The sequence below is a fragment of the Listeria monocytogenes genome (assembly GCF_041765605.1).
In the GTDB taxonomy this organism is placed as follows: domain Bacteria; phylum Bacillota; class Bacilli; order Lactobacillales; family Listeriaceae; genus Listeria; species Listeria monocytogenes_D.
The window spans coordinates 2,508,875-2,533,737 of sequence record NZ_CP168900.1 but is presented as its reverse complement, the minus strand read 5'-3'; the positions used below and the strand labels follow the sequence as shown (position 1 = coordinate 2,533,737).

At 38.9% G+C, this 24,863-nt stretch carries 24 protein-coding genes and 1 tRNA gene; 23 read left to right on the top strand and 2 right to left on the bottom strand.

The features are described from left to right. From AB2Q86_RS12875 to AB2Q86_RS12860, 4 genes are all read left to right on the top strand, one after another. A complete protein-coding gene (locus tag AB2Q86_RS12875; protein ID WP_012580771.1) occupies nt 1-969 on the top strand; it encodes a YvcK family protein in 969 nt (322 codons plus the stop codon). Between the two features lie 7 nt (nt 970-976). After that, a complete protein-coding gene (gene whiA, locus AB2Q86_RS12870) occupies nt 977-1,948 on the top strand; it encodes a DNA-binding protein WhiA (protein WP_003722604.1) in 972 nt (323 codons plus the stop codon). A gap of 25 nt (nt 1,949-1,973) precedes the next feature. After that, on the top strand, nt 1,974-2,990 hold the full coding sequence (namA, locus tag AB2Q86_RS12865) for an NADPH dehydrogenase NamA (protein ID WP_012580772.1): 1,017 nt from the start codon (nt 1,974-1,976) through the stop codon (nt 2,988-2,990). Between the two features lie 181 nt (nt 2,991-3,171). Further along, the gene (locus AB2Q86_RS12860) at nt 3,172-4,563 is read left to right on the top strand and encodes an amino acid permease (RefSeq protein ID WP_003729201.1); all 1,392 of its coding nucleotides are present in this window, start codon (nt 3,172-3,174) and stop codon (nt 4,561-4,563) included. 47 nt (nt 4,564-4,610) lie between these two features. Here the strand turns inward: AB2Q86_RS12860 and clpP are convergent, their stop codons facing one another. Beyond that, nucleotides 4,611-5,207: an ATP-dependent Clp endopeptidase proteolytic subunit ClpP gene (clpP, locus tag AB2Q86_RS12855; RefSeq protein ID WP_003729993.1), complete on the bottom strand. Its 597-nt coding sequence runs from the start codon at nt 5,205-5,207 to the stop codon at nt 4,611-4,613. 156 nt (nt 5,208-5,363) lie between these two features. Here clpP and AB2Q86_RS12850 point away from each other — a divergent pair, with 156 nt between their 5' ends. The 3 genes from AB2Q86_RS12850 (at nt 5,364) to AB2Q86_RS12840 (ending at nt 7,406) form a co-directional block, all read left to right on the top strand. Further along, nucleotides 5,364-6,800 (top strand): lytic polysaccharide monooxygenase, encoded by a 1,437-nt coding sequence (locus tag AB2Q86_RS12850; RefSeq protein WP_012580773.1) that lies wholly within the window; start codon nt 5,364-5,366, stop codon nt 6,798-6,800. Between the two features lie 119 nt (nt 6,801-6,919). Continuing rightward, nucleotides 6,920-6,991, top strand: a tRNA-Arg gene (locus tag AB2Q86_RS12845). Nucleotides 6,992-7,187: 196 nt separating this feature from the next. Next, the gene (locus AB2Q86_RS12840; RefSeq protein WP_012580774.1) at nt 7,188-7,406 is read left to right on the top strand and encodes a hypothetical protein; all 219 of its coding nucleotides are present in this window, start codon (nt 7,188-7,190) and stop codon (nt 7,404-7,406) included. A gap of 120 nt (nt 7,407-7,526) precedes the next feature. Here AB2Q86_RS12840 and AB2Q86_RS12835 read toward each other — a convergent pair whose 3' ends face one another. Beyond that, on the bottom strand, nt 7,527-7,862 hold the full coding sequence (locus tag AB2Q86_RS12835; RefSeq protein ID WP_003725402.1) for a hypothetical protein: 336 nt from the start codon (nt 7,860-7,862) through the stop codon (nt 7,527-7,529). Nucleotides 7,863-8,092: 230 nt separating this feature from the next. On the opposite strand from AB2Q86_RS12835, the gene AB2Q86_RS12830 reads away from it, so the two are divergent. The 16 genes from AB2Q86_RS12830 to AB2Q86_RS12755 all read left to right on the top strand — a co-directional run bounded on the left by AB2Q86_RS12830 (nt 8,093) and on the right by AB2Q86_RS12755 (nt 24,857). Beyond that, nucleotides 8,093-8,491, top strand: coding sequence for a hypothetical protein (locus tag AB2Q86_RS12830; RefSeq protein WP_003739723.1), 399 nt, complete (start codon nt 8,093-8,095; stop codon nt 8,489-8,491). A gap of 16 nt (nt 8,492-8,507) precedes the next feature. After that, a complete protein-coding gene (locus tag AB2Q86_RS12825; protein WP_041176567.1) occupies nt 8,508-9,116 on the top strand; it encodes a TetR/AcrR family transcriptional regulator in 609 nt (202 codons plus the stop codon). A 78-nt stretch (nt 9,117-9,194) separates the two neighbouring features. Next, a complete protein-coding gene (locus tag AB2Q86_RS12820) occupies nt 9,195-11,357 on the top strand; it encodes an MMPL family transporter (protein ID WP_012580776.1) in 2,163 nt (720 codons plus the stop codon). A 78-nt stretch (nt 11,358-11,435) separates the two neighbouring features. Next, complete coding sequence (locus tag AB2Q86_RS12815) at nt 11,436-12,362, top strand: dipeptidase (protein WP_012580777.1); 927 nt, start codon at nt 11,436-11,438, stop codon at nt 12,360-12,362. 157 nt (nt 12,363-12,519) lie between these two features. Further along, nucleotides 12,520-13,863 (top strand): RNA polymerase factor sigma-54, encoded by a 1,344-nt coding sequence (gene rpoN, locus AB2Q86_RS12810; RefSeq protein ID WP_012580778.1) that lies wholly within the window; start codon nt 12,520-12,522, stop codon nt 13,861-13,863. Nucleotides 13,864-14,304: 441 nt separating this feature from the next. After that, on the top strand, nt 14,305-15,351 hold the full coding sequence (locus AB2Q86_RS12805) for a sugar-binding transcriptional regulator (RefSeq protein WP_003727920.1): 1,047 nt from the start codon (nt 14,305-14,307) through the stop codon (nt 15,349-15,351). Nucleotides 15,352-15,384: 33 nt separating this feature from the next. After that, nucleotides 15,385-16,395 carry a type I glyceraldehyde-3-phosphate dehydrogenase gene (gene gap / locus AB2Q86_RS12800; protein ID WP_003726583.1) on the top strand — a complete coding sequence of 337 codons (1,011 nt, stop codon included), beginning with the start codon at nt 15,385-15,387 and terminating at the stop codon, nt 16,393-16,395. A 134-nt stretch (nt 16,396-16,529) separates the two neighbouring features. Then, nucleotides 16,530-17,720, top strand: coding sequence for a phosphoglycerate kinase (pgk, locus tag AB2Q86_RS12795; RefSeq protein ID WP_003726582.1), 1,191 nt, complete (start codon nt 16,530-16,532; stop codon nt 17,718-17,720). 45 nt (nt 17,721-17,765) lie between these two features. Continuing rightward, a complete protein-coding gene (tpiA, locus tag AB2Q86_RS12790) occupies nt 17,766-18,521 on the top strand; it encodes a triose-phosphate isomerase (protein ID WP_003726581.1) in 756 nt (251 codons plus the stop codon). 1 nt (nt 18,522) lies between these two features. Continuing rightward, entirely contained in the window at nt 18,523-20,055 is a 1,533-nt protein-coding gene (gene gpmI / locus AB2Q86_RS12785; protein ID WP_012580779.1) for a 2,3-bisphosphoglycerate-independent phosphoglycerate mutase, read from the top strand. Between the two features lie 134 nt (nt 20,056-20,189). Beyond that, on the top strand, nt 20,190-21,482 hold the full coding sequence (eno, locus tag AB2Q86_RS12780; protein WP_003726579.1) for a phosphopyruvate hydratase: 1,293 nt from the start codon (nt 20,190-20,192) through the stop codon (nt 21,480-21,482). A 102-nt stretch (nt 21,483-21,584) separates the two neighbouring features. Beyond that, a complete protein-coding gene (locus AB2Q86_RS12775; RefSeq protein ID WP_003772391.1) occupies nt 21,585-21,758 on the top strand; it encodes a hypothetical protein in 174 nt (57 codons plus the stop codon). Nucleotides 21,759-21,890: 132 nt separating this feature from the next. Continuing rightward, nucleotides 21,891-22,610 carry an alpha/beta fold hydrolase gene (locus tag AB2Q86_RS12770; protein WP_012580780.1) on the top strand — a complete coding sequence of 240 codons (720 nt, stop codon included), beginning with the start codon at nt 21,891-21,893 and terminating at the stop codon, nt 22,608-22,610. A gap of 182 nt (nt 22,611-22,792) precedes the next feature. Continuing rightward, the gene (locus AB2Q86_RS12765) at nt 22,793-23,536 is read left to right on the top strand and encodes a carboxylesterase (RefSeq protein ID WP_003727925.1); all 744 of its coding nucleotides are present in this window, start codon (nt 22,793-22,795) and stop codon (nt 23,534-23,536) included. 89 nt (nt 23,537-23,625) lie between these two features. After that, nucleotides 23,626-23,859: a preprotein translocase subunit SecG gene (gene secG / locus AB2Q86_RS12760; RefSeq protein ID WP_003727926.1), complete on the top strand. Its 234-nt coding sequence runs from the start codon at nt 23,626-23,628 to the stop codon at nt 23,857-23,859. 251 nt (nt 23,860-24,110) lie between these two features. Next, nucleotides 24,111-24,857: a carboxylesterase gene (locus AB2Q86_RS12755; protein WP_012580781.1), complete on the top strand. Its 747-nt coding sequence runs from the start codon at nt 24,111-24,113 to the stop codon at nt 24,855-24,857. The last annotated feature ends 6 nt before the right edge of the window (nt 24,858-24,863 follow it).

Here is a 24,863-nt window from a genome sequence, read left to right as displayed (position 1 = left end):
ATGAAAAAGGAAACGAAACCTAGAGTAGTAGTAATCGGTGGTGGAACAGGCCTTCCTGTTATTTTGAAAGGTCTTAAAAAGAAGGATATTCATTTAACGGCCATTGTGACCGTAGCGGATGATGGTGGTAGTTCTGGTAAAATTCGTGAGCAAATGGATGTACTCCCACCAGGGGATATTCGTAATGTCATGCTAGCTTTATCCAATGTTGATCCACGTGTTGTCGATTTGTTCCAATATCGTTTTGCGGTAGATGGTGATTTATCGGGGCATGTTATTGGGAATCTGATTTTAACAGCTTTATCGCAGTTGAATGATAGCTATGTCGATGCCATTAATGTTCTGGCAACAGTGCTTAAAATCCGCGGCAAAGTCATCCCAGCAACGGATCAACCGCTTATCTTAAATGCCGAAATGGAAGATGGTTCTATCGTACACGGCGAGTCACTTATCCCATTACAAGGAAAGCATATTAATCGTGTTTATATCGAACCAGAAAATGTTAAACCATATCCGACCGCAGTGGAAGCTGTAAAAGAGGCTGATTTGATTGTTATTGGTCCAGGAAGTTTATACACAAGTATTTTGCCAAATCTATTACTTACGGAATTAGCCGATGAAATTATAGCAAGCGAGGCTCCGAAAGTATACATTACGAACATTTTAACGCAAATTGGCGAAACCGACTTTTTCTCAGATGCGGATCATATTAAAGTTATCCATGAGCATGTGGGAAAATCTTTTATAGATAAAACGTTAATTAATACGACGACTGTTCCGAAAGAACTTTTATTCCCAGAGGATGTTGCGCAAGTAGAGCATAATGCTAAAGGAATGGAAGAGCTTGGCGTAGAAGCCATTTATCAAGATTTTCTTTCTACAGAGGATGGCCTTGTGCGCCATGCTGCTGAAAAGGTGGCGGATGCGCTTTTAGCGATGTTACCTGACCAAACTAATGAAAAGGAGTGAGTAAGCCATGTCATTTGCATCGGAAACCAAGAAAGAATTAACCCATATGGACGTAAGTGATAGCGATGCAAAAGTGGAACTCGCAGCTTTTATTCGAATGAATGGCGCAATCTCGTTTTCGAGTCAATTAGTCATCATGGATGTCCAAACAGAGAATGCCGCTATAGCTAGACGAATGTATCAATTATTGAAAGACTTATATGAAGTGCCAATAGAACTTCTTGTACGCCGAAAAATGAAACTGAAAAAAAATAATGTATATATTGTTCGCTTGAAGTCTGGCACGCGAGGGATTTTGGAAGATTTGCGGATACTAGAACCACCGATGACGTTTACGAAATCGATTGATAGGGGATTTGTTAAGAAGAGGAGCGCGAAACGTGCTTATTTACGTGGAGCCTTTTTGGCAAGTGGGTCAGTTAATAACCCGGAAACTTCTTCCTATCATTTAGAAATTTTCTCTGTTTATGAGGAGCACAATGAGGCGATTTGCGCTTTGATGAACCAATTTGATCTCAATGCGCGAACGCTTGAACGGAAAAATGGTTTTATTACCTATTTGAAAGAAGCGGAAAAAATCACGGAATTCTTGAGTATTATCGGAGCAACTAGCGCGCTTCTTCATTTTGAGGATGTTCGGATTATGCGAGATATGCGAAATTCGGTGAACAGGCTAGTAAACTGCGAAACAGCGAATCTCAACAAAACGATTAATGCGGCTGTCAGACAAATCGATAATATCAAGTATATCCAATCAACCGTTGGACTAGAAGCTTTACCAGAACGGCTGCGTGAGATTGCAGCGCTTCGTATAGCTAATGAAGATGTTACTTTAAAAGAGCTAGGCGAAATGCTGACAACAGGTCAAGTAAGTAAATCAGGTATTAATCATCGTCTCCGGAAACTAGATCAGATTGCAGAGCGCCTTAGAAGCGGAGAAACACCAGCGCAAGTAGGACTGAAAATCAGTAATAGTTAATTAAAAGAAAAGGATGCGAATTAGAATGTCAAAATTATTTTCAGAATATAAATTAAAAGATGTAACGCTAAAAAACAGAATTGTTATGTCACCAATGTGTATGTATTCAGTAGAAAATAAAGACGGGATCGCAACAGACTTTCATTTTGCGCATTACGTTTCAAGAGCAGCTGGCGGTACCGGCCTTGTAATATTAGAGGCTACTGCGGTTCAAGAAGTAGGCAGAATTTCTGAATTTGATTTAGGCTTATGGAATGACGAGCAAGTACCAGCTTTAAAACGTCTAGTAGATGGACTTCATTATCACGGGGCAAAAGCAGGTATTCAATTAGCGCACGCTGGAAGAAAAGCTGTTTTACCAGGTGAAATAGTGGCTCCTTCTGCAATTCCTTTTGACGAAAAATCTGCTAAACCGGTAGAACTTACGAAAGAAGCGATTAAAGAGGTTGTGGCTGATTTTAAACGCGCCGCTTATCGTGCAAAAGAAGCAGGATTTGATGTTATTGAGATTCACGCTGCTCATGGTTATTTAATTCACCAATTCCTATCACCAATTACGAATCGTCGCGAAGATAATTACGGTGGACCTGCTGGCAATCGATATAAAATTTTAAGTGATATTATTAAAGCAGTGAAGGAAGTATGGGACGGCCCGATTATCGTTCGAGTTTCCGCTACTGACTATGCCCATGGCGGTTTGCAACTAGAAGATCATATTCCTTTTGCCAAATGGATGAAAGCAGATGGCGTGGAACTAATTGATGTTAGTACAGGTGGTTTAGTTAATGTGGCTCCGCCAGTTTTCCCAGGTTATCAAGTGCCATTCGCGGATGAAATTCGTCGCGGGGCGGGTATTGCGACTGGAGCGCTTGGGCTTATTACACGAGGCGAACAAGCGGAAGAAATTTTGTGCAATGAACGAGCGGATTTAATTATTGTTGGTCGTGAATTATTACGAAATCCTTATTTTGCTAAAGATGCAGCCGAACAATTAGGCGAAACAATTGAAGGACCAAAACAATATTCACGCGCGTGGAAATAAATAAAAAGCTTGAAATCCTTTTTGGGGTTTCAGGCTTTTTTTGAATTTTTTTGAACAAAAACCTACAAATGTTGTATATTTTTCAGTCTATTTATGGTACCATGAATAATAGTTTTCAAGTTAGTTTAAAAATACACATATAAATTAACTGAAAATTGGAATTTAAGAAGGAGGAATTTTTATGACGAAAGTTAATTCTTTTTTCAGAAAAAAGAGTTTTCATAACCCAGCGACAGATAAACATCATTTGAACAAAACGTTAGGGGCGTTTGATTTAACGATGCTTGGAGTCGGAGCGGTTGTTGGGGGAGGGATATTTATTCTTCCAGGGCAGGTAGCTTCTGTCATTGCGGGACCAGGAATTATTATTTCTTTTATTATTGCGGGAATTGCTTGCTGTTTGGCGGCATTATGTTATTCGGAATTTGCTTCAAAATTACCAGTTGCAGGTAGCGCATATACCTACAGTTACCATGTGTTCGGTGAAGGTGTTGCGTGGATTTTAGGATGGTCGTTGATTCTAGAATATGGTTTGGCTGTGGCTGCAATCGCGAGTGGTTGGTCTTCTTATATGAAGAGCTTACTAGCAGGATTTGACTTACATATTCCAACGGCGATTTCATCAGCTTATGATCCAAGTGCCGGAACCTATTTTGACTTACTTGCATTTGTAGTAGTTATGGTAATTGGTATTTTACTTAGTTTTGGTATTCGTGAATCCACACGAGTGAATAATATTATGGTGTTAGTAAAAATTGCAGTGGTTGTATTATTTATTTTAGTAGGAGCTTTCTATGTGAAGCCTGATAATTGGACGCCGTTCTTGCCGTTTGGTGTACAAGGAGTCATTACAGGTGCTTCCACAGTATTCTTTGCTTATATCGGTTTTGACGCTGTATCCAGTGCCGCAGAAGAAGTGAAAAATCCACAGAAAAATATGCCGATTGGAATTATTTCTTCACTGGCAGTCTGTACATTGCTTTATATTTTACTTTCTGCAGTACTTACAGGGGTTGTTCCTTATACGGATTTAGTTGGTGTTAGTGCACCAGTTGCTTTCGCGCTTCAAGCCATTAATCAAAACTGGATTGCAGGCTTGCTGTCAGTGGGTGCGATTGTTGGGATGACAACGGTAGTGCTTGTTATGTCTTACGGCGGGACACGCTTGTTATTCGCAATGGGACGTGACGGTTTATTACCACAATCATTTTCAAAAATTAGCAAAAATGATACACCAGTTAGAAATACGATGATTTTTGCGACAGTGATGGGGCTGATTGCTTCTACTGTCCCGATGGAAGATTTAGCACAATTAATTAATATTGGTACGTTGTTTGCATTTGCAATGGTTTCTATTGGGATTTTCTTTTTACGAAGAAACCCAGACTTGAATCAAAAAGGATTTAAAACACCATTTTATCCTGTCGTACCAGCACTTTCCTTCTTACTGTGTGTTTATTTAATGCTTAATTTATCTAAAACAACTTGGATTGCATTTGGTATTTGGTTTGTGTTAGGTATTTTAGTTTATGTATTTTACGGAAGAAGACATTCAGCGCTTCGTATAAAATAAGGTATAAAAAAAGAGGTTTTGCATTTGGTGCAAAACCTCTTTTTTTATTAGCCTTTTAAGCCAGATTTATTAATGATGATATCATCAATTAAGCCATAATCTTTTGCTTCTTGTGCAGTCATGAAATTATCACGATCTGTATCACGAGCAATGACTTCATACGGTTGGCCTGTTTTTTCAGCCATAATTGTATTCATACGTTCTTTGATTTTTAAAATGTGACGAGCAGCGATTTCGATTTCAGTCGCTTGACCTTGAGCACCGCCAAGTGGTTGGTGAATCATAATTTCTGCATTTGGTAAGGCAAAACGTTTACCACTTGCGCCAGCTGTTAGTAGGAATGAGCCCATTGAAGCAGCCATACCCATGCCGATTGTTTGCACGTCCGCTTTAACGAAATTCATTGTATCGTAAATGGCCATACCAGCTGAAATACTTCCGCCTGGTGAATTGATATATAAGAAAATATCTTTTTCAGGATCTTGTGCATCTAGGAATAATAATTGAGATACGATCGAATTTGCCACGTTATCATCAATTGCAGATCCTAACATAATAATTCTGTCTTTTAATAAACGGGAATAAATGTCGTATGCACGTTCACCGCGGCTAGTTTGTTCGATTACTGTTGGAATTAAGTTCATATCAAGATTCCTCCTGTTAAATGTAAATTTAAAATTAGCTTTGTTTATATCATACACGAATGGTCAAACTAGGTCAAACGATAAAGTCTGAAGCAAACTATTTCATTAAAATTTAACAAAAAGGTATAATGAACTATACTGAAAGGAAGGTGCATCATGAAGAAAATGACGAAGATTGGAATGTTTTTTGCTGTGTTTACGTTAGCTGTAGTTCTTTTTCAAACAACTGCTTCAGCTCATGGATACATATCAAAACCTGCAAGTCGTGTATATTTAGCCAACAAAGGGATTAATGTTGGGGTTGGATCAGCACAATATGAACCACAAAGTGTGGAGGCTCCAAAAGGATTTCCAGCAAGCGGACCTGCTGACGGGAGCATTGCGGGCGGTGGGAAATATTCACTGTTAGACGCTCAAACGGCAAACCGCTGGGCAAAAGTAGATATAGAATCAGGCCCACTAACTGTAGAATGGACATTAACTGCGCCACACAGAACAAGTAGCTGGCAATATTTTATTACTAAAAAGGGTTGGGACCCAAATAAACCGTTAACTAGAGCATCATTAGAGCCACTCACAACGATTGAAGCGGATGGAAGCGTACCAAATGCTTTAACAAAACAAGAAATTAATATTCCAAATGATCGTTCAGGATACTACGTTATTTTGGGCGTTTGGAACATTGCTGATACAGGAAATGCATTCTATCAAGTAATTGATGCAAACATTATTAATTCTAGTGTAGCACCAGCTGTTGACAACGAAGCACCGACAGAACCGACTAATTTAGCAGCAACTACTACCGCTAAAAAAGTAAGTTTAACATGGACTGCTTCTACCGATAATGTAGGAATCAAAGGCTATGAAATTTTACGCGATGGTGTAGTAATCGGAGAAAGTCAAACAGCTTCTTATGAAGATACTACCGTAAACGCAAGTACTGCTTATACTTACACTGTTCGAGCAAAAGATTTTGCAGGAAATAAATCAACACTAAGTAGCGATCTGAGCGTGACGACAAAAGAAGCGCCGGCAGTGGACAACGAAGCACCAACTGCGCCAAAAAGCTTAATGTCGCATGGGCAAACGGATACAACTATTGCTCTTTGCTGGCAAGCCTCAACAGATAATGTAGAAGTGAAAAATTATGAAATTTATCGCAATAATGTAAAAATCGCAACATCCACCAAAACCATGTTTGATGATACAAAATTAGTAAGTAATACAAGTTATAAATACAAAGTGTATGCAGTAGATACATCTGGAAATCGTTCATTAGTAAGTAATGAAATCACTGTTAACACAAAGCCACTAGATCCAATGAACACTTGGAAATCAGATCAAATTTACTACGCTGGTGACCAAATTTATTATAAAGGCGTTCTCTATACAGCGAAGTGGTGGACAAAAGGCAACACACCAGACACAAGCGATGTTTGGAAAAATGAAAGCACAGAAATCCCAGCTTGGAACGCTCTAAAAGCCTACAATGGCGGAGATAAAGTTATTTATAACGGAAAAACATACCAAGCAAAATGGTGGGTTAGAGGCGCAAAACCAGACAGCTCTTCCATTTGGACATTAGTAAATTAATACCTGAGCCAGCAAATCTTCGGAGGCGCTGGCTTTTTCATCTAAAATAAAACTTGTAAAACCCTATGAATTTCGCTATAATTATTATTCGTACGGTAAGCATTTTGAGCCTACATATAGCCCTCGTGGTGCAACGGATAGCACGTAAGATTCCGGTTCTTAAAATGGGGGTTCGATTCCCTCCGAGGGCATAAAATAAAGTGTTGTAAATGTTGAAAACCAATGTTTACAGCACTTTTTTCGAATTTTAAATAAACTGCTAGGAGTATGGACGAGCGATTAAAAACGGAGTAACCAACATTTCATTACATTTTTGGTTATACCGTGGATTAACATGTTACACTTTTATTAGAACCGAATTTATTACATAAAAGGAGTAGATTGTAGATGGGGAAATCTAAAGTAATTGAATATACTTTATTAACTATGCTATTAGTAGTTGCATTGGCAGCGTCTATCATTAATTATTGGTTGTTTTGGCCGATTTTGATATTAGGATGCTTAATTCATGCTTTTTGTATGATAGATAAGAAAGATGTTTTACGGGTGGATTTAATTATTATCGCGGCCTTAGTTTTACTTAATAATTTTTATCTATACAAATAAGAACGGTATATTCATAGTTGAATGAAAAGCTTAAAGAAGTCGCTGTATCGGTACACCACAAATACAACCTAGAAATGAATTAAAAAACATCTTCCACCATAGTGGAAGATGTTTTTCTTTTTATTTAAAGATTGTATTTTTTACTTTCCAATCTTCTAGTTTAATGAAAACCCAGAAACCATAAATTCCGATAGTAATGATTGTTAGGAAAAGCCATTTAATCCAGTGACCAAAAAGTCCAACCGCAGAACCTTGGAATTTCAAGCGTCTTCCTTCGATAACTGTATGATTGATTTTCCAGCCATAAACCATACATAAAGCCCATGGATAGCAAATTCCAATCGTACAAATCGTTACCAAAGTGCCAAGAATTGTCCAACCAATATATTGCAGTAAACCTCCATCAAAAAATGATGTTCTCCCGTTTCGTGTTTCGATATTACCTAATTCTCCCATTTTGCAAACCAACTTCCCTTTATTATTTATATAATCGTTAGAACGTTTATACCCGCTTAATAAACACTAATATTGATATTAACATGAATGAATCGAGAAGAGAATACTTGATTTGATTTTTTTGTGAATTATGAGGGGAATAAATTAGTCATTTTTGAGTATCAAAAACTTTCCCTACTTCCCCCCGCCATTTTCTGGTAAAATATAAATCAGCAAGGGAGGCGCTTATTTTGGCTGCTAGTTTGAAAGACCGATTAGAAAAAGAAGTAAGGACTTATAGTGCGGACAATGATCTGACCGTTCAAACAATTGATTTTTTATATGCGGGGCCTCATATGCGAGGTAGACATTCGCTTATTCTTGCGTTCACGGAAGCGGGTATTTTTACGTTTGTTTTTAAATTGAGTGACGCAGAAATGCACTTTTTGGATGGGAAGACGGTCCAGCAAATTGCACTTGAGAAAAAGAAATTGGTTTATCGTTTATATATTCGTGCAGTGACCGAAGAAGGAGAGCTAGAGGAAGGGAAATACCTTGTTAGCAAACGTGTTCTAGGCCGCAAGTGGCATAAGGAAACACTAGAAAAACTAATTAATAAAAACCTTCCATTACTAACTGCAACAAAATAAGAAAGGTGGGGTGATGATGGAAAAGAAGCGGACTCGAGCAGAAGAATTAGGAATAACCAGAAGGAAAATCCTTGATACAGCAAGGGATTTATTTATGGAAAAAGGGTACCGGGCAGTCTCGACAAGAGAAATTGCTAAAATTGCCAAAATTACCCAACCAGCACTTTATCACCATTTTGAAGATAAAGAATCACTTTATATTGAAGTAGTTCGTGAATTGACGCAAAATATTCAAGTGGAAATGCACCCAATTATGCAAACGAGCAAAGCAAAAGAAGAACAACTGCATGATATGTTAATCATGTTAATTGAGGAGCATCCAACCAATATTCTGCTAATGATTCATGATATTCTTAATGAAATGAAGCCAGAAAATCAATTTTTACTTTATAAATTGTGGCAAAAAACCTATTTAGAACCATTTCAAGACTTTTTTGAGCGATTAGAAAATGCTGGCGAATTGCGTGATGGTATCAGTGCTGAGACCGCTGCGAGATACTGTTTATCCACTATTAGCCCGCTTTTTTCAGGGAAAGGTAGCTTTGCGCAAAAGCAAACGACTACAGAACAAATCGATGAATTAATCAACTTAATGATGTTTGGCATATGTAAAAAAGAGGTATAAATTAGCGTGCTTCTTTTTTTGACGTTTCACTTATCAAATGATAAACGAAAAAACAAGCAAACTAAAGGGGGATTTATAATGAAAGATGGATTTTTAAGTAAAATTGCCAGTGGGGTTGGTGGCAAGAAAGGCCGGTTTATAACGTTAGGTATTTGGATTATCGCAATTATTATTTTACAGTTTTTCTTTCCGAAAGCAGCTGATTATAAAGATGACGCCGCGAAAGATTTACCGAATTCAGAGCCTTCTGTTGTCGCCCAAAAGCTCATTGATGACAAATTTGCTGGAACGGACGGGGTACCAGCACTTATCACTTGGTATCGTTCAACAGGTTTAACAAACGAAGACTTAGTTAATATTCAAAAATACAGCAAAGAATTGACCGAAAACCCAGTAGACTATCAAAAAATGGCAGTTCCTTACGATAAAATGCCACCCGTTGCGCTCAAACAACAAGTTTCTAAAGACGGAACTACTTTTATTCAAACCGTTATTATGAAAGACAGCGCGACTTCAGATCAACTAACAGAAAGCTTCAAGCAACTTGAATCAGCGGCTAAAACGACCATTGGAGAAAATCCATTTGCGCAGAAAGTATCCGCTGATGATACGCTTGTTGCTCGGACAACTGGACCGGCTGGTATTAGCGTAGATGCGAGTGGACTATTTAAAGATGCGGATGTTTCGCTGCTAATCGGAACAGTACTTCTTGTTCTAGTATTTTTATTAGTAATCTATCGTTCGCCAATTTTAGCGTTAATTCCTTTGATTGCAGTTGGTTTTGCCTACTTAGTAATTACGCCGATTCTTGGTTTACTCGCGAAAGAAGGTATCATCACATATGGCTCACAAGGGCTGTCGATAATGACCGTATTACTATTTGGCGCCGGAACGGATTATTGTTTATTCTTAATATCCAGATTCCGCAGTCATCTGCACACCGAGAAAAATCGTTTCCAAGCATTTAAAGAAGCATTTAGCGGAACAGCAGGCGCAATTGCACTTAGTGGATTAACTGTTATGGCCGCGCTACTTCTACTATTAGCGGCAGAATATGGTTCATTCCACAATTTCGCTGTACCATTTAGTTTAGCGATTTTCATTATGATGATTTCTTCGCTGACACTCGTTCCAGCGCTTCTAGGCATATTCGGTCGTGTATCATTCTGGCCATTTGTCCCAAGAACCGTAGAAATGGAAGAAACTCGTGCGAAGAAAAAAGGCAAAACACCAAAACACCACAAAGAAAACCGTTTTTGGCATAAAATTGGGGAAATGTCCGCGAAACATCCCGTGCGTATTTTAATTATCACGTTGATTATTTTAATCGGATGTGGGATTTTTACAACACAAGTTAAATACACGTATGATACACTTTCGACGTTCCCAGAAGATATGCCATCTCGGGAAGGATTTACTTTAATTAGTGATCATTTCGGTGCAGGTATGCTTGCGCCAATGGAAGTAGTGGTAAACTCCAAAGAATCAATGAAGAGTTCACTTGAAAATGTGGACGGAGTTGCGTCAGTTACTGGCCCAGAACGAAGCAAAGGTTACCAAAAATATACCCTTATTTTAAAAGACAATCCTTATAGCAATGAAGCGATGGATGTCGTTCCGAAAGTGCGAGCTGCTGCCGACAAAGGAAATGACGTATACATCGCCGGACAAACTGCGACACAATATGATGATCGCGCGGTGACAGAGCACGATGAAAAAGTGATTATTCCACTTGTTATCGCTTTGATCGCGATTTTGCTTCTATGCTATTTGCGCTCGATTACAGCAATGCTTTACTTAGTTGCTACCGTTCTCTTGTCCTTCGTTGGAGCGCTCGGCCTCGGTTGGGTCATCATTCATTACGCGATGGGTGTGGAGGCAATTTCTGGCTTAATTCCGCTCTATGCCTTTGTTTTCATCGTCGCACTCGGGGAAGATTACAATATCTTTATGATTTCTAGTATTTGGAAAAACAGCAAGAAAATGCCACTTCGAAAAGCGATTACAGAAGGAGTTGGCCAAACTGGCGGGGTTATCACCTCTGCAGGTTTAATTTTAGCAGGAACTTTTGGAGTCCTAACCACACTGCCAATTCAGCTACTAGTACAATTTGGCTTAATTACGGCAATTGGTGTCCTACTCGATACCTTCATCGTCCGTCCGTTCCTAGTTCCATCAATTACTGTGCTCCTTGGAAAATGGGCATTCTGGCCAGGTAAACAGCATAAAATGACAAAATGAAAACGGCTTTGAAAAATCTCTTGTCTATTCCTCTGAAAAGTATATAATAGATGTATCTAAAAGGAGGAACGACAGAAAATGAGAGTAATTGATACCCACTGTGATGCGCTTTACAAGCTACAGGCTGGAAAAGGAAAATACACTTTCCAAGATGCAGAAGAACTTGATGTGAACTTTGAAAGGCTTATGGAAGCTAAAATGTTACTACAAGGATTCGCGATTTTTCTTGATGAAGATATCCCTGTTGAACATAAATGGAAAAAAGCGGTTGAGCAAGTTAATATCTTTAAACAACACGTATTGCATAAAGGTGGAATTATCCATCATGTGAAAAAATGGTGTGATTTAGAAAATCTACCTGAAGATAAAATTGGCGCAATGTTAACGCTAGAAGGCATTGAACCAATTGGACGTGATTTAGATAAATTAACGCAATTACTTGATGGTGGCGTATTATCTGTCGGACTAACGTGGAACAACGCCAATTTGGCAGCGGATGGAATTATGGAAGAACGTGGCGCAGGACTAACTCGCTTCGGAAAAGACATTATCCATCTTTTAAATGAAAGAAAAGTATTCACGGATGTTTCTCACTTGAGTGTAAAAGCTTTTTGGGAAACGTTGGAACAAGCTGAATTTGTGATTGCTAGTCATTCAAATGCCAAAGCAATTTGTTCTCATCCTAGAAACTTAGATGATGAACAAATCAAAGCGATGATTGAGCATGATGCGATGATTCATGTAGTCTTCTATCCACTTTTCACAACCAATGATGGCGTGGCTAATACAGAAGATGTCATTCGCCACATTGACCATATTTGTGAGCTCGGTGGGCTGAAAAACATTGGTTTTGGTTCAGATTTTGATGGTATCCCAGAGCATGTCAAAGGCCTCGAACACGCCGGTAAATACCAAAGCTTCCTTGAAACACTCGAAAAACACTACACTAAAGAAGAGATAGAAGGATTTGCATCGCGCAACTTCTTAAACCATTTACCAAAATAAACGAAAGTCCAAGCACCGTAAGAAGTGCTTGGACTTTTTTGAAATAGAACCAAGAGAATCTGCTGTAATTTGAAAAATGGCATGTTATAATGAAGACAATAAATGGAATTTAGTTTGGTATAGGTATATCAGACGGATTTTTAATGGAGGTTTTAATGTGCGTTTAGAATCTAATTTCGTCCAAAAACAACAACAAAAGCAGTCACAGAAATTAAATATGACGCAACAATTGTCCCAGTCTATTGCAATGCTTCAATTTGCAACGGCTGATCTAGTGGCATTTTTAGAAGATAAAGCACTCGAGAACCCATTAATTGAAGTGATTCCAGGCTCGGATTTTGCAACAGACTTTTCTTACAGTAGTCGAAAAAGCACTGGAAGTTCTGATGATACAGATTGGCTAGAACAAATAGCTGACAATAAGCTGACGTTAGCCGATGCGCTAAAAGAACAGCTACATTTAATGGATGTAACGCAAACACAAAAAATTATCGTCTTATATTTAATAGAAAGTTTAAATGACAATGGTTATTTACAAATAGATTTGAAAGATGTCAGTGCGGCGCTTTTAATGGATGATTCTAGTGTGTTAGAAGGCCTAGAAATCTTGCAAAGCATGGAGCCAGCCGGCGTTGGGGCAAGAGATGCGCGTGAATGCATTTTACTACAGATCGAACGCTCGCCGGATGCTCCTTATATTGCCTATGACGTGATCCAAAAATTCTTTACGGAATTCGCAGAGAAAAAATGGAAGAAAATCGCTGCAGAAATGGATGTTAGCTTGCAAGACATTCAAGAAGTTTCCGATTGGATTCAAACCTTAAATCCAAAGCCGGGTTCTGAGTTTGAGTCTGAACGCGTACAATACGTTGTCCCAGATTTAATTTTACTCCAACACGAAGATGAATTTGCTGTTTCACTAGCAAAACAATTCCTGCCGCAAGTTCGTTTCCAAGAAGCATACTACGAAACGATGCGAGCAACTGAAGAAAAAGACGTCGCCCAATTTCTGCGCGAAAAAGCCGGCGAATTTGATTGGATTAAAAAAGGCATCGAACAACGTGAAAACACTTTGCAAAGAGTTGGTGAGGCGATTGTCAGTCATCAGAAAGCTTACTTCCTAGATAATTCCGCGCATTTACAACCATTAACTTTAAAAGAAGTAGCGGAAGAGCTTGGTGTACATGAATCAACCGTGAGCCGTGCGGTGAATGGAAAATACATGGAAACAACGAATGGTGTGTACGAATTAAAACGCTTCTTTGCATCTGGTTTACAAAAGAAATCTTCCGAGAACGAAAACACAGGTGATATTTCAAGTACAACCATCAAAAAGCTAGTACAAGAATTTGTAGCAGCAGAAGATAAATTAAAACCACTCTCCGATCAAAAGATAGTAGACATGCTCGCAGAAAAAGAAATTCAAGTTTCAAGAAGAGCTATTGCGAAATACCGATTAGAATTAAATATTCCTTCTTCCTCTAAAAGAAAAAGATTTTAAAAGACGTTTTTTGCCTCACAAGCCGTGTGTGGGACAAAAAACGTCTTTTTAAAACAAAAAAATTACTAAGAGCATGTTTCGTTTTTTAAAGAGGTGGAAAACAACTAGTATAGCCTATTTAGAAGTTTGCAGTTTAAGATTTAATTGTAAATTTCAGGTGAATATTTCATAAATGTCCCACTTAACACTTGAAGATTTGTGCCAAGACTGTTAGAATAGGGAACGTAGGGTAGTTAAAGAACATAAAAAAAGATTCACCAGCGTAAGCAGAAAGAGAAGGGGTAAAAATCACATTGAGAGACACTTTGTTAACAAGCTGAAGTAGCTAGTTTAATAGTCTTGAAAGTTGTAAAAACCTCTATCTCTACTTTTTTTAGTTCTAACGGGACGTCAGATGACTAAGTGGGTCGTTAAGCGTCCAAAGATGAGGAGCAATTAAAAATGTCAGACTTAATTAACATTCAGAAAAAGTTATTGCCCGACGTTTTGATGATTATGCAAAAACGCTACCAAATCCTACGCTCGATTTATTTTTCTGAACCAGTTGGGAGACGGACACTTGCCGGAATGTTAGGCATGAGTGAACGCGTCCTGCGCGGCGAAGTAGAATTTTTGAAAGCACAAGGTTTAGTAGAAATTGCTTCTTCCGGAATGACCGTTACTAAAGAAGGCTTGGTCGTTTTTCGCGATTTGGAAAATGTCATGAATCAGCTTTCAGGGTTACATTCAATGGAAGAACAATTAGCGAAGAAATTGCAAATCAAAAAATGCTTGGTGGTGCAAGGTGATAGCGATGATACTCCATGGGTCCGCGAAGAAATGGGACGTGTGGCGGTAGAACAATTAGACATGGCGCTCACCGAAAAAAGAAACATCGTCGCAGTTATGGGCGGCTCTACAATGGCAACTGTTGCCGAAATGATGACAACTGATTTCGCAAAAGGCAGAGAACTACTTTTCGTTCCCGGTCGTGGAGGTATTGGTGAAGACCTTGACAATCAAGCGAATACAATTTGTGATAAGATGGCAACAAAGACAAACACAAAACACCGCGTTCTCTATGTTCCTGAGCAATTAGGCGAAGAAGCCTATCGTTCTTTACTGAAAGAACCGGCAATTCAAGAAGGCTTACGATTAGTACAATCCGCAAATGCTATTATTTTAGGCATAGGTGATGCGCTCGCGATGGCGAAACGCAGACATACCGGCGAAGATGTACTTGAAAAAATCATCCGTCGTAAAGCTGTAGGTGAAGCATTTGGTTATTATTTTGATGAACAGGGCGAGGTTGTACATAAGGTCCCTACATTCGGTCTTCAATTCGAAGACTTAGCGCAAATCCCGCACATTATCGCTGTTGCAGGCGGTACATCGAAAGCCAAAGCAATCAAATCGTATATGAAAAGCGCTCCAAAAAATACGATTTTAATCACGGATGAAGGAGCAGCAAAATCGCTTTTAAAAGGGAGTAATACCCTTTTGAAATAAAAAAAACACTATTTTCAAGGAGGAAATTGACTTATGACAGTTAAAGTTGGTATTAATGGTTTTGGACGTATCGGACGTCTAGCATTCCGTCGTATTCAAAATGTGGAAGGAATTGAAGTTGTTGCAATCAATGACTTAACAGACGCTAAAATGTTAGCTCACCTGTTAAAATATGATACAACTCAAGGCCGTTTTGACGGTGAAGTAGAAGTACATGATGGTTTCTTCAACGTAAACGGTAAAGAAGTTAAAGTATTAGCTAACCGTAACCCAGAAGAACTTCCATGGGGTGACCTAGGAGTAGACATCGTTCTAGAATGTACTGGTTTCTTCACAGCGCAAGACAAAGCTGAATTACACATTAAAGCTGGCGCTAAAAAAGTTGTTATCTCCGCTCCAGCAACTGGCGACATGAAAACAATCGTTTACAATGTAAACCATGAAACATTAGACGGAACTGAAACAGTTATCTCTGGCGCAAGCTGTACTACTAACTGTTTAGCTCCTATGGCTAAAGTTTTAGAAGACAAATTTGGTGTTGTTGAAGGTCTAATGACTACAATTCACGCTTACACTGGTGACCAAAATACATTAGATGCTCCACATCCAAAAGGTGACTTCCGTCGTGCACGTGCTGCTGCCGAAAATATTATCCCTAATACAACTGGTGCTGCTAAAGCTATCGGTGAAGTATTACCAACACTTAAAGGTAAATTAGACGGAGCTGCTCAACGTGTTCCAGTTCCAACTGGTTCCCTTACTGAGTTAGTAACAGTTCTTGACAAAAAAGTTACTGTTGATGAAGTAAATGCAGCTATGGAAGCAGCTTCTGATCCAGAAACATTCGGTTACACTAGTGACCAAGTTGTTTCTTCTGACATCAAAGGTATGACTTTCGGTTCATTATTTGACGAAACTCAAACAAAAGTTCTTACAGTTGGCGATCAACAATTAGTTAAAACTGTAGCTTGGTACGATAACGAAATGAGCTACACTGCTCAATTAGTACGTACTTTAGAATACTTTGCAAAAATCGCTAAATAATTAGCAGATTAATTTTACTGAAGTGCTAGTCACATCAGCAATAACAAGAATAAGCGGAGACACTATTGTTTCCGCTTATTTTCTGAAATAACGGGGGCGACCCCAATCCTTTAAAATTAATGGAGGAACTCTAAATGGCTAAAAAAGTTGTAACTGATTTAGATTTAAAAGACAAAAAAGTTTTAGTTCGTGTTGACTTTAACGTGCCAATGAAAGACGGCAAAATCACTAACGACAACCGTATTGTTGCTGCACTTCCAACAATTGAGTACATCTTAGAACAAAACGGTAAAGCAATTCTATTTTCTCACCTTGGAAAAGTAAAAACAGAAGAAGATAAAGAAGGAAAATCTCTTCGTCCAGTAGCCGCTCGTTTAAGCGAATTACTTGGAAAAGAAGTGAAATTCGTTCCAACTACTCGTGGTCCAGAACTTGAAAAAGCAATTGATGAGTTAAAAGACGGCGAAGTACTTCTTTTTGAAAATACACGTTTTGAAGATATTGATGGTAAAAAAGAAAGCAAAAATGATCCAGAACTTGGAAAATACTGGGCTAGCCTTGGCGACGTTTTCGTAAATGACGCTTTCGGTACTGCTCACCGTGCGCACGCGTCTAACGTTGGAATCGCTTCTAACTTAGAATCAGCGGCCGGATTTTTGATGGAAAAAGAAATTAAATTCATCGGCGGTGTAGTTGATAATCCAGCACGTCCACTAGTAGCAATCCTAGGTGGCGCAAAAGTTTCTGACAAAATCGGTGTTATCGAAAACTTACTTACAAAAGCAGACAAAGTTCTTGTCGGCGGCGGAATGACTTTCACTTTCATGGCAGCTCAAGGTCAAGAAATTGGTAAATCTCTTTTAGAAGCAGATAAAGTTGAACTTGCTAAAGGCTTACTTGAAAAAGCTGGCGATAAATTAGTATTACCAGTTGATGCAGTTGTATCTAAAGAATTCAGTAACGATGCTCCTTTCCATACAGTGAGTGCAGATAGCATTCCAGCTGATGAAATGGGACTAGATATTGGTCAAGCTACAATTGACTTATTCACAAAAGAACTTCAAGGCGCTAAAACAGTTGTATGGAATGGTCCAATGGGCGTATTCGAACTTAGCAACTTTGCTAAAGGTACAATTGGCGTTTGTGAAGCTATTGCAAACTTAACGGATGCAACAACAATCATCGGTGGTGGGGATTCCGCAGCAGCAGCTATGGACTTAGGCTTTGCTGACAAATTCACACATATTTCCACTGGTGGCGGCGCATCTTTAGAGTATCTTGAAGGTAAAGAGCTTCCTGGTGTTGCTTCTATTAGTGACAAATAAGCTGAACCAAAAATAATTTTTAATATCGAGAGGATGTTTATCCAAATGCGTAAACCAATTATTGCTGGTAACTGGAAAATGAATAAAACTGCTGCAAAAGCAGGACAATTTGCAGAAGACGTAAAAAATAACGTGCCATCAAGCGATGCTGTTGAATCAGTAGTTGCTGCACCGGCTCTATTTTTACAAGAATTAGTTCGTCTTACTGAAGGAACTAATCTTCGCGTAGCTGCACAAAACTGTTATTTTGAAGACGAAGGTGCTTTCACTGGCGAAATTAGCCCGTTTGCACTTGCTGATTTAGGTGTTTCTTATGTTATTATCGGACACTCTGAACGTCGTGAGTATTTCCACGAAACAGACGAAGATATTAACAAAAAAGCACATGCAATCTTCAAACACGGCATGACACCAATCATTTGCTGTGGTGAAACATTAGATCAACGTGAAGCTGGTCAAACAGATACTTGGGTACGTGGTCAAATCCGTGCAGCTCTTGCTGGATTAACGGAAGAACAAGTAATCAAATCTGTTATTGCTTATGAACCAATTTGGGCAATCGGTACTGGGAAGTCTTCCACAAGTGCTGATGCAAACGAAACTTGTGCAGTTATTCGTGCAGAAGTTGCAGACGCTGTATCTCAAAAAGCAGCAGACGCAGTTCGTATTCAATACGGCGGTAGCGTAAAACCTGAAAACATTGCTGATTATCTTGCAGAGTCCGACATTGACGGCGCTCTTGTAGGTGGAGCAAGCTTAGAACCAGCATCGTTCTTAGCATTATTGGAGGCAGTAAAATAAAATGAGTAAATCACCTGTAGCAATTATTATCCTCGATGGTTTTGGTAAACGTGCAGAAACAGTAGGTAATGCTGTAGCTCAAGCAAACAAACCAAATTTCGACCGTTATTGGGCTAATTTTCCTCACGGGGAACTTAAAGCTGCCGGCCTTGATGTTGGTCTTCCAGAAGGTCAAATGGGTAACTCTGAAGTTGGCCATACAAACATCGGAGCTGGACGTATTGTCTACCAAAGCTTAACTCGTATTGACAAAGCTATTGAAGAAGGCGAATTCCAAGAGAACAAAGCCCTAAACAATGCTTTCACTCATACAAAAGAAAACAACTCGGACTTACATCTTTTCGGTTTACTATCAGACGGCGGCGTGCATAGTCACATTAATCACCTCGTTGCACTTTTAGAAACTGCGAAAGATAAAGGCGTGAAAAACGTTTATATCCATGCATTCCTTGATGGACGTGACGTGGCACCACAATCCTCACTAGAATATTTAGAAACACTACAAAAAGCTATTAGTGACTTAAACTATGGCGCGATTGCTACTGTTTCTGGACGTTTCTACGCGATGGATCGTGATAAACGCTGGGAACGTGTTGAAAAAGCATACAAAGCAATCGTAAGCGCTGAAGGTGAAAAATTTGAAGATCCAATCGAACTTGTCAAAGCTTCTTATGCTAATGACAAAAATGATGAATTCGTTGTTCCTGCTATCATTACTAAAGATGGCAAACCTGTTGCAACAGTTAAAGACAACGATGCAGTTATTTTCTTCAATTTCCGTCCTGACCGTGCGATTCAACTTTCTAATGCATTCACTGATAAAGAATGGGATCATTTCGACCGTGGGGCAGATCACCCTAAAAACATCAAATTCGTTACAATGACTCTTTACAACCCAAGCATTGATGCTGAAGTTGCTTTTGAGCCAATTGAAATGAAAAATGTTATCGGCGAAGTACTTTCTAATGAAGGCTTATCGCAACTGCGTATCGCTGAAACAGAAAAATATCCACACGTAACATTCTTTATGAATGGTGGACGAAATGAAGAATTCCCTGGTGAAAACCGGATTCTAATCAATTCGCCAAAAGTAGAAACATACGATTTGCAACCTGAAATGAGCGCATATGAAGTAACAGATGCACTTGTTGAAGACATTAAAAACGACAAACACGATGCGATTATCTTAAACTTCGCAAACCCAGATATGGTTGGACACTCAGGTATGCTTGAGCCAACGATTAAGGCAATCGAAGCAGTAGATGAAAATCTTGGTCGTGTAGTAGATCTTATTTTAGAAAAAGGTGGTTCAGCTATTATCTTTGCTGACCATGGTAACTCTGAAACAATGTCTACTCCAGAAGGAAAACCGCACACTGCGCACACTACCGTTCCAGTTCCAGTAATTGTAACGAAAAAAGGTGTAACGCTTCGTGAAGGTGGTCGTCTGGCTGACGTTGCGCCAACTATGCTTGATTTACTTGGCGTTAAAAAACCTGCCGAAATGACAGGTGAAAGTTTAATTCAAAAATAATTTTAGTTATTACTTTAGTTTTTTTGCAAACAGAGCTACAATAAATACGAATTTAAAAACGGATGGGTCTTTGATTTGAAGTGAATTTTTTGTTCATTTCATTCAATTAATCCCAACAAAGGAGAGAATTATAAATGTCTATTATTACTGAAGTTTATGCTCGCGAAGTCTTAGATTCCCGTGGTAACCCAACTGTTGAGGTTGAAGTTTATACTGAAGCTGGTGCGTTTGGTCGCGCTTTAGTTCCAAGTGGTGCTTCAACTGGTGAATACGAAGCTGTAGAATTACGCGATGGCGACAAAGCTCGTTACCTTGGAAAAGGTGTTTTAAAAGCTGTTGAAAACGTAAACGACATTATTGCTGACAAAATTATCGGTTTTGACGTAACTGACCAAATCGGAATTGACAAAGCAATGATCGAACTTGATGGTACACCTAACAAAGGTAAATTAGGTGCTAACGCTATTCTTGGTGTTTCTTTAGCTGCTGCTCGTGCTGCTGCTGACGAACTAGGCGTACATTTATATGAATATCTTGGCGGAGTGAACGGTAAAGTTCTTCCAGTTCCAATGATGAACATCCTTAACGGCGGAGAACATGCTGATAACAATGTCGACGTTCAAGAATTTATGGTAATGCCTGTTGGAGCTCCAAACTTTAAAGAAGCTCTACGTATGGGTGCTGAAATCCTACACGCACTTAAAGCTGTACTTAAAGGTAAAGGCTTAAACACTGGTGTTGGTGATGAAGGTGGATTCGCTCCAAACCTTAAATCCAATGAAGAAGCTCTTGAAACAATCATGCAAGCAATTAAAGATGCTGGTTACAAACCTGGCGAAGAAGTTAAACTTGCGATGGATGCTGCATCAAGTGAGTTCTATAACCGTGAAACTGGTAAATACGAACTTAAAGGTGAAGGCGTAACTCGTACTTCTGAAGAAATGGTAACTTGGTATGAAGAAATGATTACTAAATATCCAATCATCTCTATTGAAGATGGCCTAGACGAAAACGACTGGGACGGATTCAAACTACTTACAGAACGTATTGGTGACCGCGTTCAATTAGTAGGTGACGATCTATTTGTAACTAACACAACTAAACTTAAAGAAGGTATCGAAAAAGGTATCGCTAACTCCATCCTAATCAAAGTTAACCAAATCGGTACTTTGACTGAAACATTGGATGCAATTGAAATGGCTAAACGCGCTGGCTACACTGCAGTTATCTCTCACCGTTCTGGTGAAACAGAAGATTCCACAATCGCTGACATTGCAGTAGCTACAAACGCTGGTCAAATCAAAACTGGTGCGCCTACTCGTACTGACCGTGTTGCAAAATATAACCAATTACTCCGCATCGAAGACAATTTGGCTGATCTTGCTGAATACCATGGTAACGAAACTTTCTACAACTTAAAAAAATAAGTTGATTGAATAAAACGCTAAGCTCCGCGAAAAGTAACATTTTCGCGGAGTTTTTTCTGTTTTAAAAATAGCGAGAGGGGTAATGATTTGGAAGAGGAGGTAATGCTGATGAAAGTAAAAAATAGTCAGGCCTCAAAAGTGCTCGAAACTCCAAAAATCAAAGACGCTGTGGTGCATGAAAAAAGCCACCCCTTAGCGGAAAAACATTCTGTGCAAAAGAAAATCATTAACGCAGATATGCCCCAACAACAGTTCCATCGAAGACTTATGAAATAAACGGTGCGCCTGATTCTAGTTTTAAAAGAATCAGGCGTATTTTAATGAAAATGGAAGCTTTTTTATAGGAAATCAAGTATAATCAGGTGTAAAATAAGGGTAGAAAATGTTTTCAGCAAGGAGAAATGCTATATGATTGCAGAAATCAATGGAATTAACTTGTTTTATCAAATAATCGGTAAAGGCGAACCAATCTTGCTTATTCACGGGAATGGTCAAAATCATCGTTCTTTAAAGCGGCTGATTGACGACCTCTCGACTAATCATCAAGTAATCGCCGTAGATAGCCGCGCACACGGGAAAAGTGAAGCGGGAAATACACCGCTTGATTTTGAAGTAATGGCGCTAGATATGCTTTCATTACTCGATTATTTGAAAATTGATAAATATAAAGTTATCGGATATAGCGACGGCGGTATTGTTGCTCTCGTAATGGGGAAAATGCAACCGAACCGTCAAATCGCATCCGTTGTTATCGGAACAAACTATCATGTAAATCAAATACGATTTTTACCAGATTTATTTTGTCGCGTCGCCTACGGGGCTGCATTTCTTTTAGCGCCATTTAGTCGCTTTTTTGAGCGGATGAAACGACAACTTGCTTTAACGATTTATCATCCACATATGTCAGAAGCAGATTTACAAAAAATAAGCGCACCACTTTTAGCTGTTGTGGGTGAATATGATTTAATATCTTCCGAAGATACGAAGAAAATGGTGCATTCTGTTCAACACGGTGAAATGGTTATTGTAAGAAATGGACTTCATTATTTACCGCGGCAAAAACCGAAACAATTGTTACAATTAATTCATAGTTTCTTTTCTAATTTAAGCGCAGAAATTCACAAATAAAACCTCCTGAAAACCATTTAATACCAACGTGTTTGAGCTTTGTGAAAAAAGTGTTTGACAAGTTCCTTGGATAGCGTTAATATTGGTCTATTGGTCAGAACTCAAAAGGTAGCTTATTTAGTTCAGATGGGCTACAATAGAGTGGATTATAAAAGTGATGATATTAGGAGGATTGCGTAAAAATGAGTGCGGATCGTAGCTTTACGTTAAAAGCGGGAAATCGTGCTGTTTTGCTCTTGCATGGCTTTGCAGGGACTACAGAAGACGTAAGAGAACTTGGAGAAATTCTAGCAGAAAATGGATACACAGTGCATGCACCAAACTTCAGAGGTCACGGGGATGAACCCGCTATTTTCTTGAAAACAACACCGGAAATGTGGTATGAAGATGCGGTGGCTGGATATCGTCAACTTGAAAAAGACGGATATAATGAAATTGCAATTGTCGGTGTGGCAATGGGCGGAGTTTTTGCGCTTAAAATGGCAGAATCGTTTTCACCAAAAGCGATTGTTCCACTATGCGCCAACGTAAACCGCAAAATGCGCTATATCCCAATCGAAAACTATTTAACTAAACAATTAAAGAAACAAGGCATAGTAGAACAAGAAGCAGATCAAATGCTAAAAAACTATCTTCCTGAAATTGATGTAATGACGGAAGCGCGTGCTACATTCTACAAAAACGTAGCGCGAGACATTGAAAAAATTCATGTTCCAACAATGATTGGTCAAGGCTGCCAAGATGAAGAAATCGACGCAGATAACGCCAATTATATCTTTAAGCACATTCATACAAATGATAAACAATTATGTTTCTATGCAGGATCAGGACATGATATCGTGAACGACTGTGAGAAAGACATTTTAGAAGAAGACTTAATTTACTTCTTAGACGATTTAGTTTGGCTTGAGGAAAAAGTTGTTTAACTATTGTATAGAAACAAACCTTTACGTATAATACCAAATATGGTAAAATTAACCTTAGTCAAATTGGGCGGTTTTAGGAGGAAAGAACAATGAGTACAGTTTTAACGGTCTTACTCATCATCGTATCAGTACTGTTAATTACAGTTATCATACTTCAACCAGGTAAAAGTGCTGGCTTATCCGGCGCCATCTCTGGTGGAGCTGAGCAATTATTCGGTAAGCAAAAAGCAAGAGGACTAGAACTTATTCTACATCGTACAACCATCGTTCTATCCGTTGTTTTCTTCGCAATACTAATTGCACTGGCATACTTTGTACAGTAACGAGATGTTAACCACCTGAATGAAAATTTAGGTGGTTTTTTATTGTAGTTCTCCAGAAGCGTAGTCCGCTTCCCTAGAACTACAATACAAGGTGTAGCGTAGCGGAACGTTGTTTCCATTAAAAAGTGGACGAACAACCCAAAAAGGGGTGTACAAAGATTTAAAACAGCATCCCCCTAAAACTCCAACAAAAACAACACCCACCTCAGACCAACCAAAACTCCAAAAAGAACCAAGGAGCGATATTTACTATGAAAATAACACCACCACAACCATTCCTATTCGAAAAAGGCAAAAGAGCAGTGTTACTCTTACACGGTTTCACAGGTAGCTCAGCGGATGTAAGAATATTAGGTAGGTTTTTACAAGAAAACGATTATACTTGCTATGCGCCTCAATACAGAGGCCACGGTGTATCTCCTGACCTACTGTTAAAAACGGGACCAAACGATTGGTGGGAAGATGTTCTTGAAGCCTATGATCACCTAAAATCACTCGGTTACACGGAAATCGCTGTAGCGGGACTTTCGCTAGGTGGACTTTTTTCACTAAAATTAGGTTTTTCTAGGCCGTTAAAGGGAATTATAGCCATGAGTACTCCAACAAGAATGGACAGTTCATCACCAATAATTCAAGGCTTTTTAGATTATGTGCGTAATTATAAAAAATTAGAAGGTAAAACACCTGAACAAATCGATGCTGAAATGGTTGCCTATAAAGACGCCCCAATGAACACCATCGCTAAACTAAAGGACGAGATAAATGGCGTCGTGGCTGAAATAGATATGATTTATGCGCCAATAATGGTCGTCCAAGGTGAAAAAGACGATATGGTTGATGTGAGCGGAGCGCAGCTAATTTATGATACAGTAGAGTCAACGAAGAAAGAATTACGCTGGTTTAAAGAATCTGGTCATGTCATCACTTTAGACAAAGAACGAAAAGAAGTAAATCAAGCCATTTTAACATTTTTAGATAGTTTAGATTGGCAAGAATAGACAATT

What these genes read in the sequence shown, in the direction of transcription:
- AB2Q86_RS12825 (WP_041176567.1), top strand. Translation starts at nt 8,508, where the DNA reads ATGGAAAAGAAGCGGACTCGAGCAGAAGAATTAGGAATAACCAGAAGG.
- AB2Q86_RS12860 (WP_003729201.1), top strand. Translation starts at nt 3,172, where the DNA reads ATGACGAAAGTTAATTCTTTTTTCAGAAAAAAGAGTTTTCATAACCCA.
- gpmI (WP_012580779.1), top strand. Translation starts at nt 18,523, where the DNA reads ATGAGTAAATCACCTGTAGCAATTATTATCCTCGATGGTTTTGGTAAA.
- AB2Q86_RS12755 (WP_012580781.1), top strand. Translation starts at nt 24,111, where the DNA reads ATGAAAATAACACCACCACAACCATTCCTATTCGAAAAAGGCAAAAGA.
- AB2Q86_RS12820 (WP_012580776.1), top strand. Translation starts at nt 9,195, where the DNA reads ATGAAAGATGGATTTTTAAGTAAAATTGCCAGTGGGGTTGGTGGCAAG.
- AB2Q86_RS12770 (WP_012580780.1), top strand. Translation starts at nt 21,891, where the DNA reads ATGATTGCAGAAATCAATGGAATTAACTTGTTTTATCAAATAATCGGT.
- AB2Q86_RS12815 (WP_012580777.1), top strand. Translation starts at nt 11,436, where the DNA reads ATGAGAGTAATTGATACCCACTGTGATGCGCTTTACAAGCTACAGGCT.
- tpiA (WP_003726581.1), top strand. Translation starts at nt 17,766, where the DNA reads ATGCGTAAACCAATTATTGCTGGTAACTGGAAAATGAATAAAACTGCT.
- AB2Q86_RS12835 (WP_003725402.1), bottom strand. Translation starts at nt 7,862, where the DNA reads ATGGGAGAATTAGGTAATATCGAAACACGAAACGGGAGAACATCATTT.
- namA (WP_012580772.1), top strand. Translation starts at nt 1,974, where the DNA reads ATGTCAAAATTATTTTCAGAATATAAATTAAAAGATGTAACGCTAAAA.
- pgk (WP_003726582.1), top strand. Translation starts at nt 16,530, where the DNA reads ATGGCTAAAAAAGTTGTAACTGATTTAGATTTAAAAGACAAAAAAGTT.
- gap (WP_003726583.1), top strand. Translation starts at nt 15,385, where the DNA reads ATGACAGTTAAAGTTGGTATTAATGGTTTTGGACGTATCGGACGTCTA.
- AB2Q86_RS12805 (WP_003727920.1), top strand. Translation starts at nt 14,305, where the DNA reads ATGTCAGACTTAATTAACATTCAGAAAAAGTTATTGCCCGACGTTTTG.
- AB2Q86_RS12840 (WP_012580774.1), top strand. Translation starts at nt 7,188, where the DNA reads ATGGGGAAATCTAAAGTAATTGAATATACTTTATTAACTATGCTATTA.
- AB2Q86_RS12850 (WP_012580773.1), top strand. Translation starts at nt 5,364, where the DNA reads ATGAAGAAAATGACGAAGATTGGAATGTTTTTTGCTGTGTTTACGTTA.
- eno (WP_003726579.1), top strand. Translation starts at nt 20,190, where the DNA reads ATGTCTATTATTACTGAAGTTTATGCTCGCGAAGTCTTAGATTCCCGT.
- AB2Q86_RS12875 (WP_012580771.1), top strand. Translation starts at nt 1, where the DNA reads ATGAAAAAGGAAACGAAACCTAGAGTAGTAGTAATCGGTGGTGGAACA.
- AB2Q86_RS12765 (WP_003727925.1), top strand. Translation starts at nt 22,793, where the DNA reads ATGAGTGCGGATCGTAGCTTTACGTTAAAAGCGGGAAATCGTGCTGTT.
- clpP (WP_003729993.1), bottom strand. Translation starts at nt 5,207, where the DNA reads ATGAACTTAATTCCAACAGTAATCGAACAAACTAGCCGCGGTGAACGT.
- secG (WP_003727926.1), top strand. Translation starts at nt 23,626, where the DNA reads ATGAGTACAGTTTTAACGGTCTTACTCATCATCGTATCAGTACTGTTA.
- whiA (WP_003722604.1), top strand. Translation starts at nt 977, where the DNA reads ATGTCATTTGCATCGGAAACCAAGAAAGAATTAACCCATATGGACGTA.
- AB2Q86_RS12775 (WP_003772391.1), top strand. Translation starts at nt 21,585, where the DNA reads ATGCTGATGAAAGTAAAAAATAGTCAGGCCTCAAAAGTGCTCGAAACT.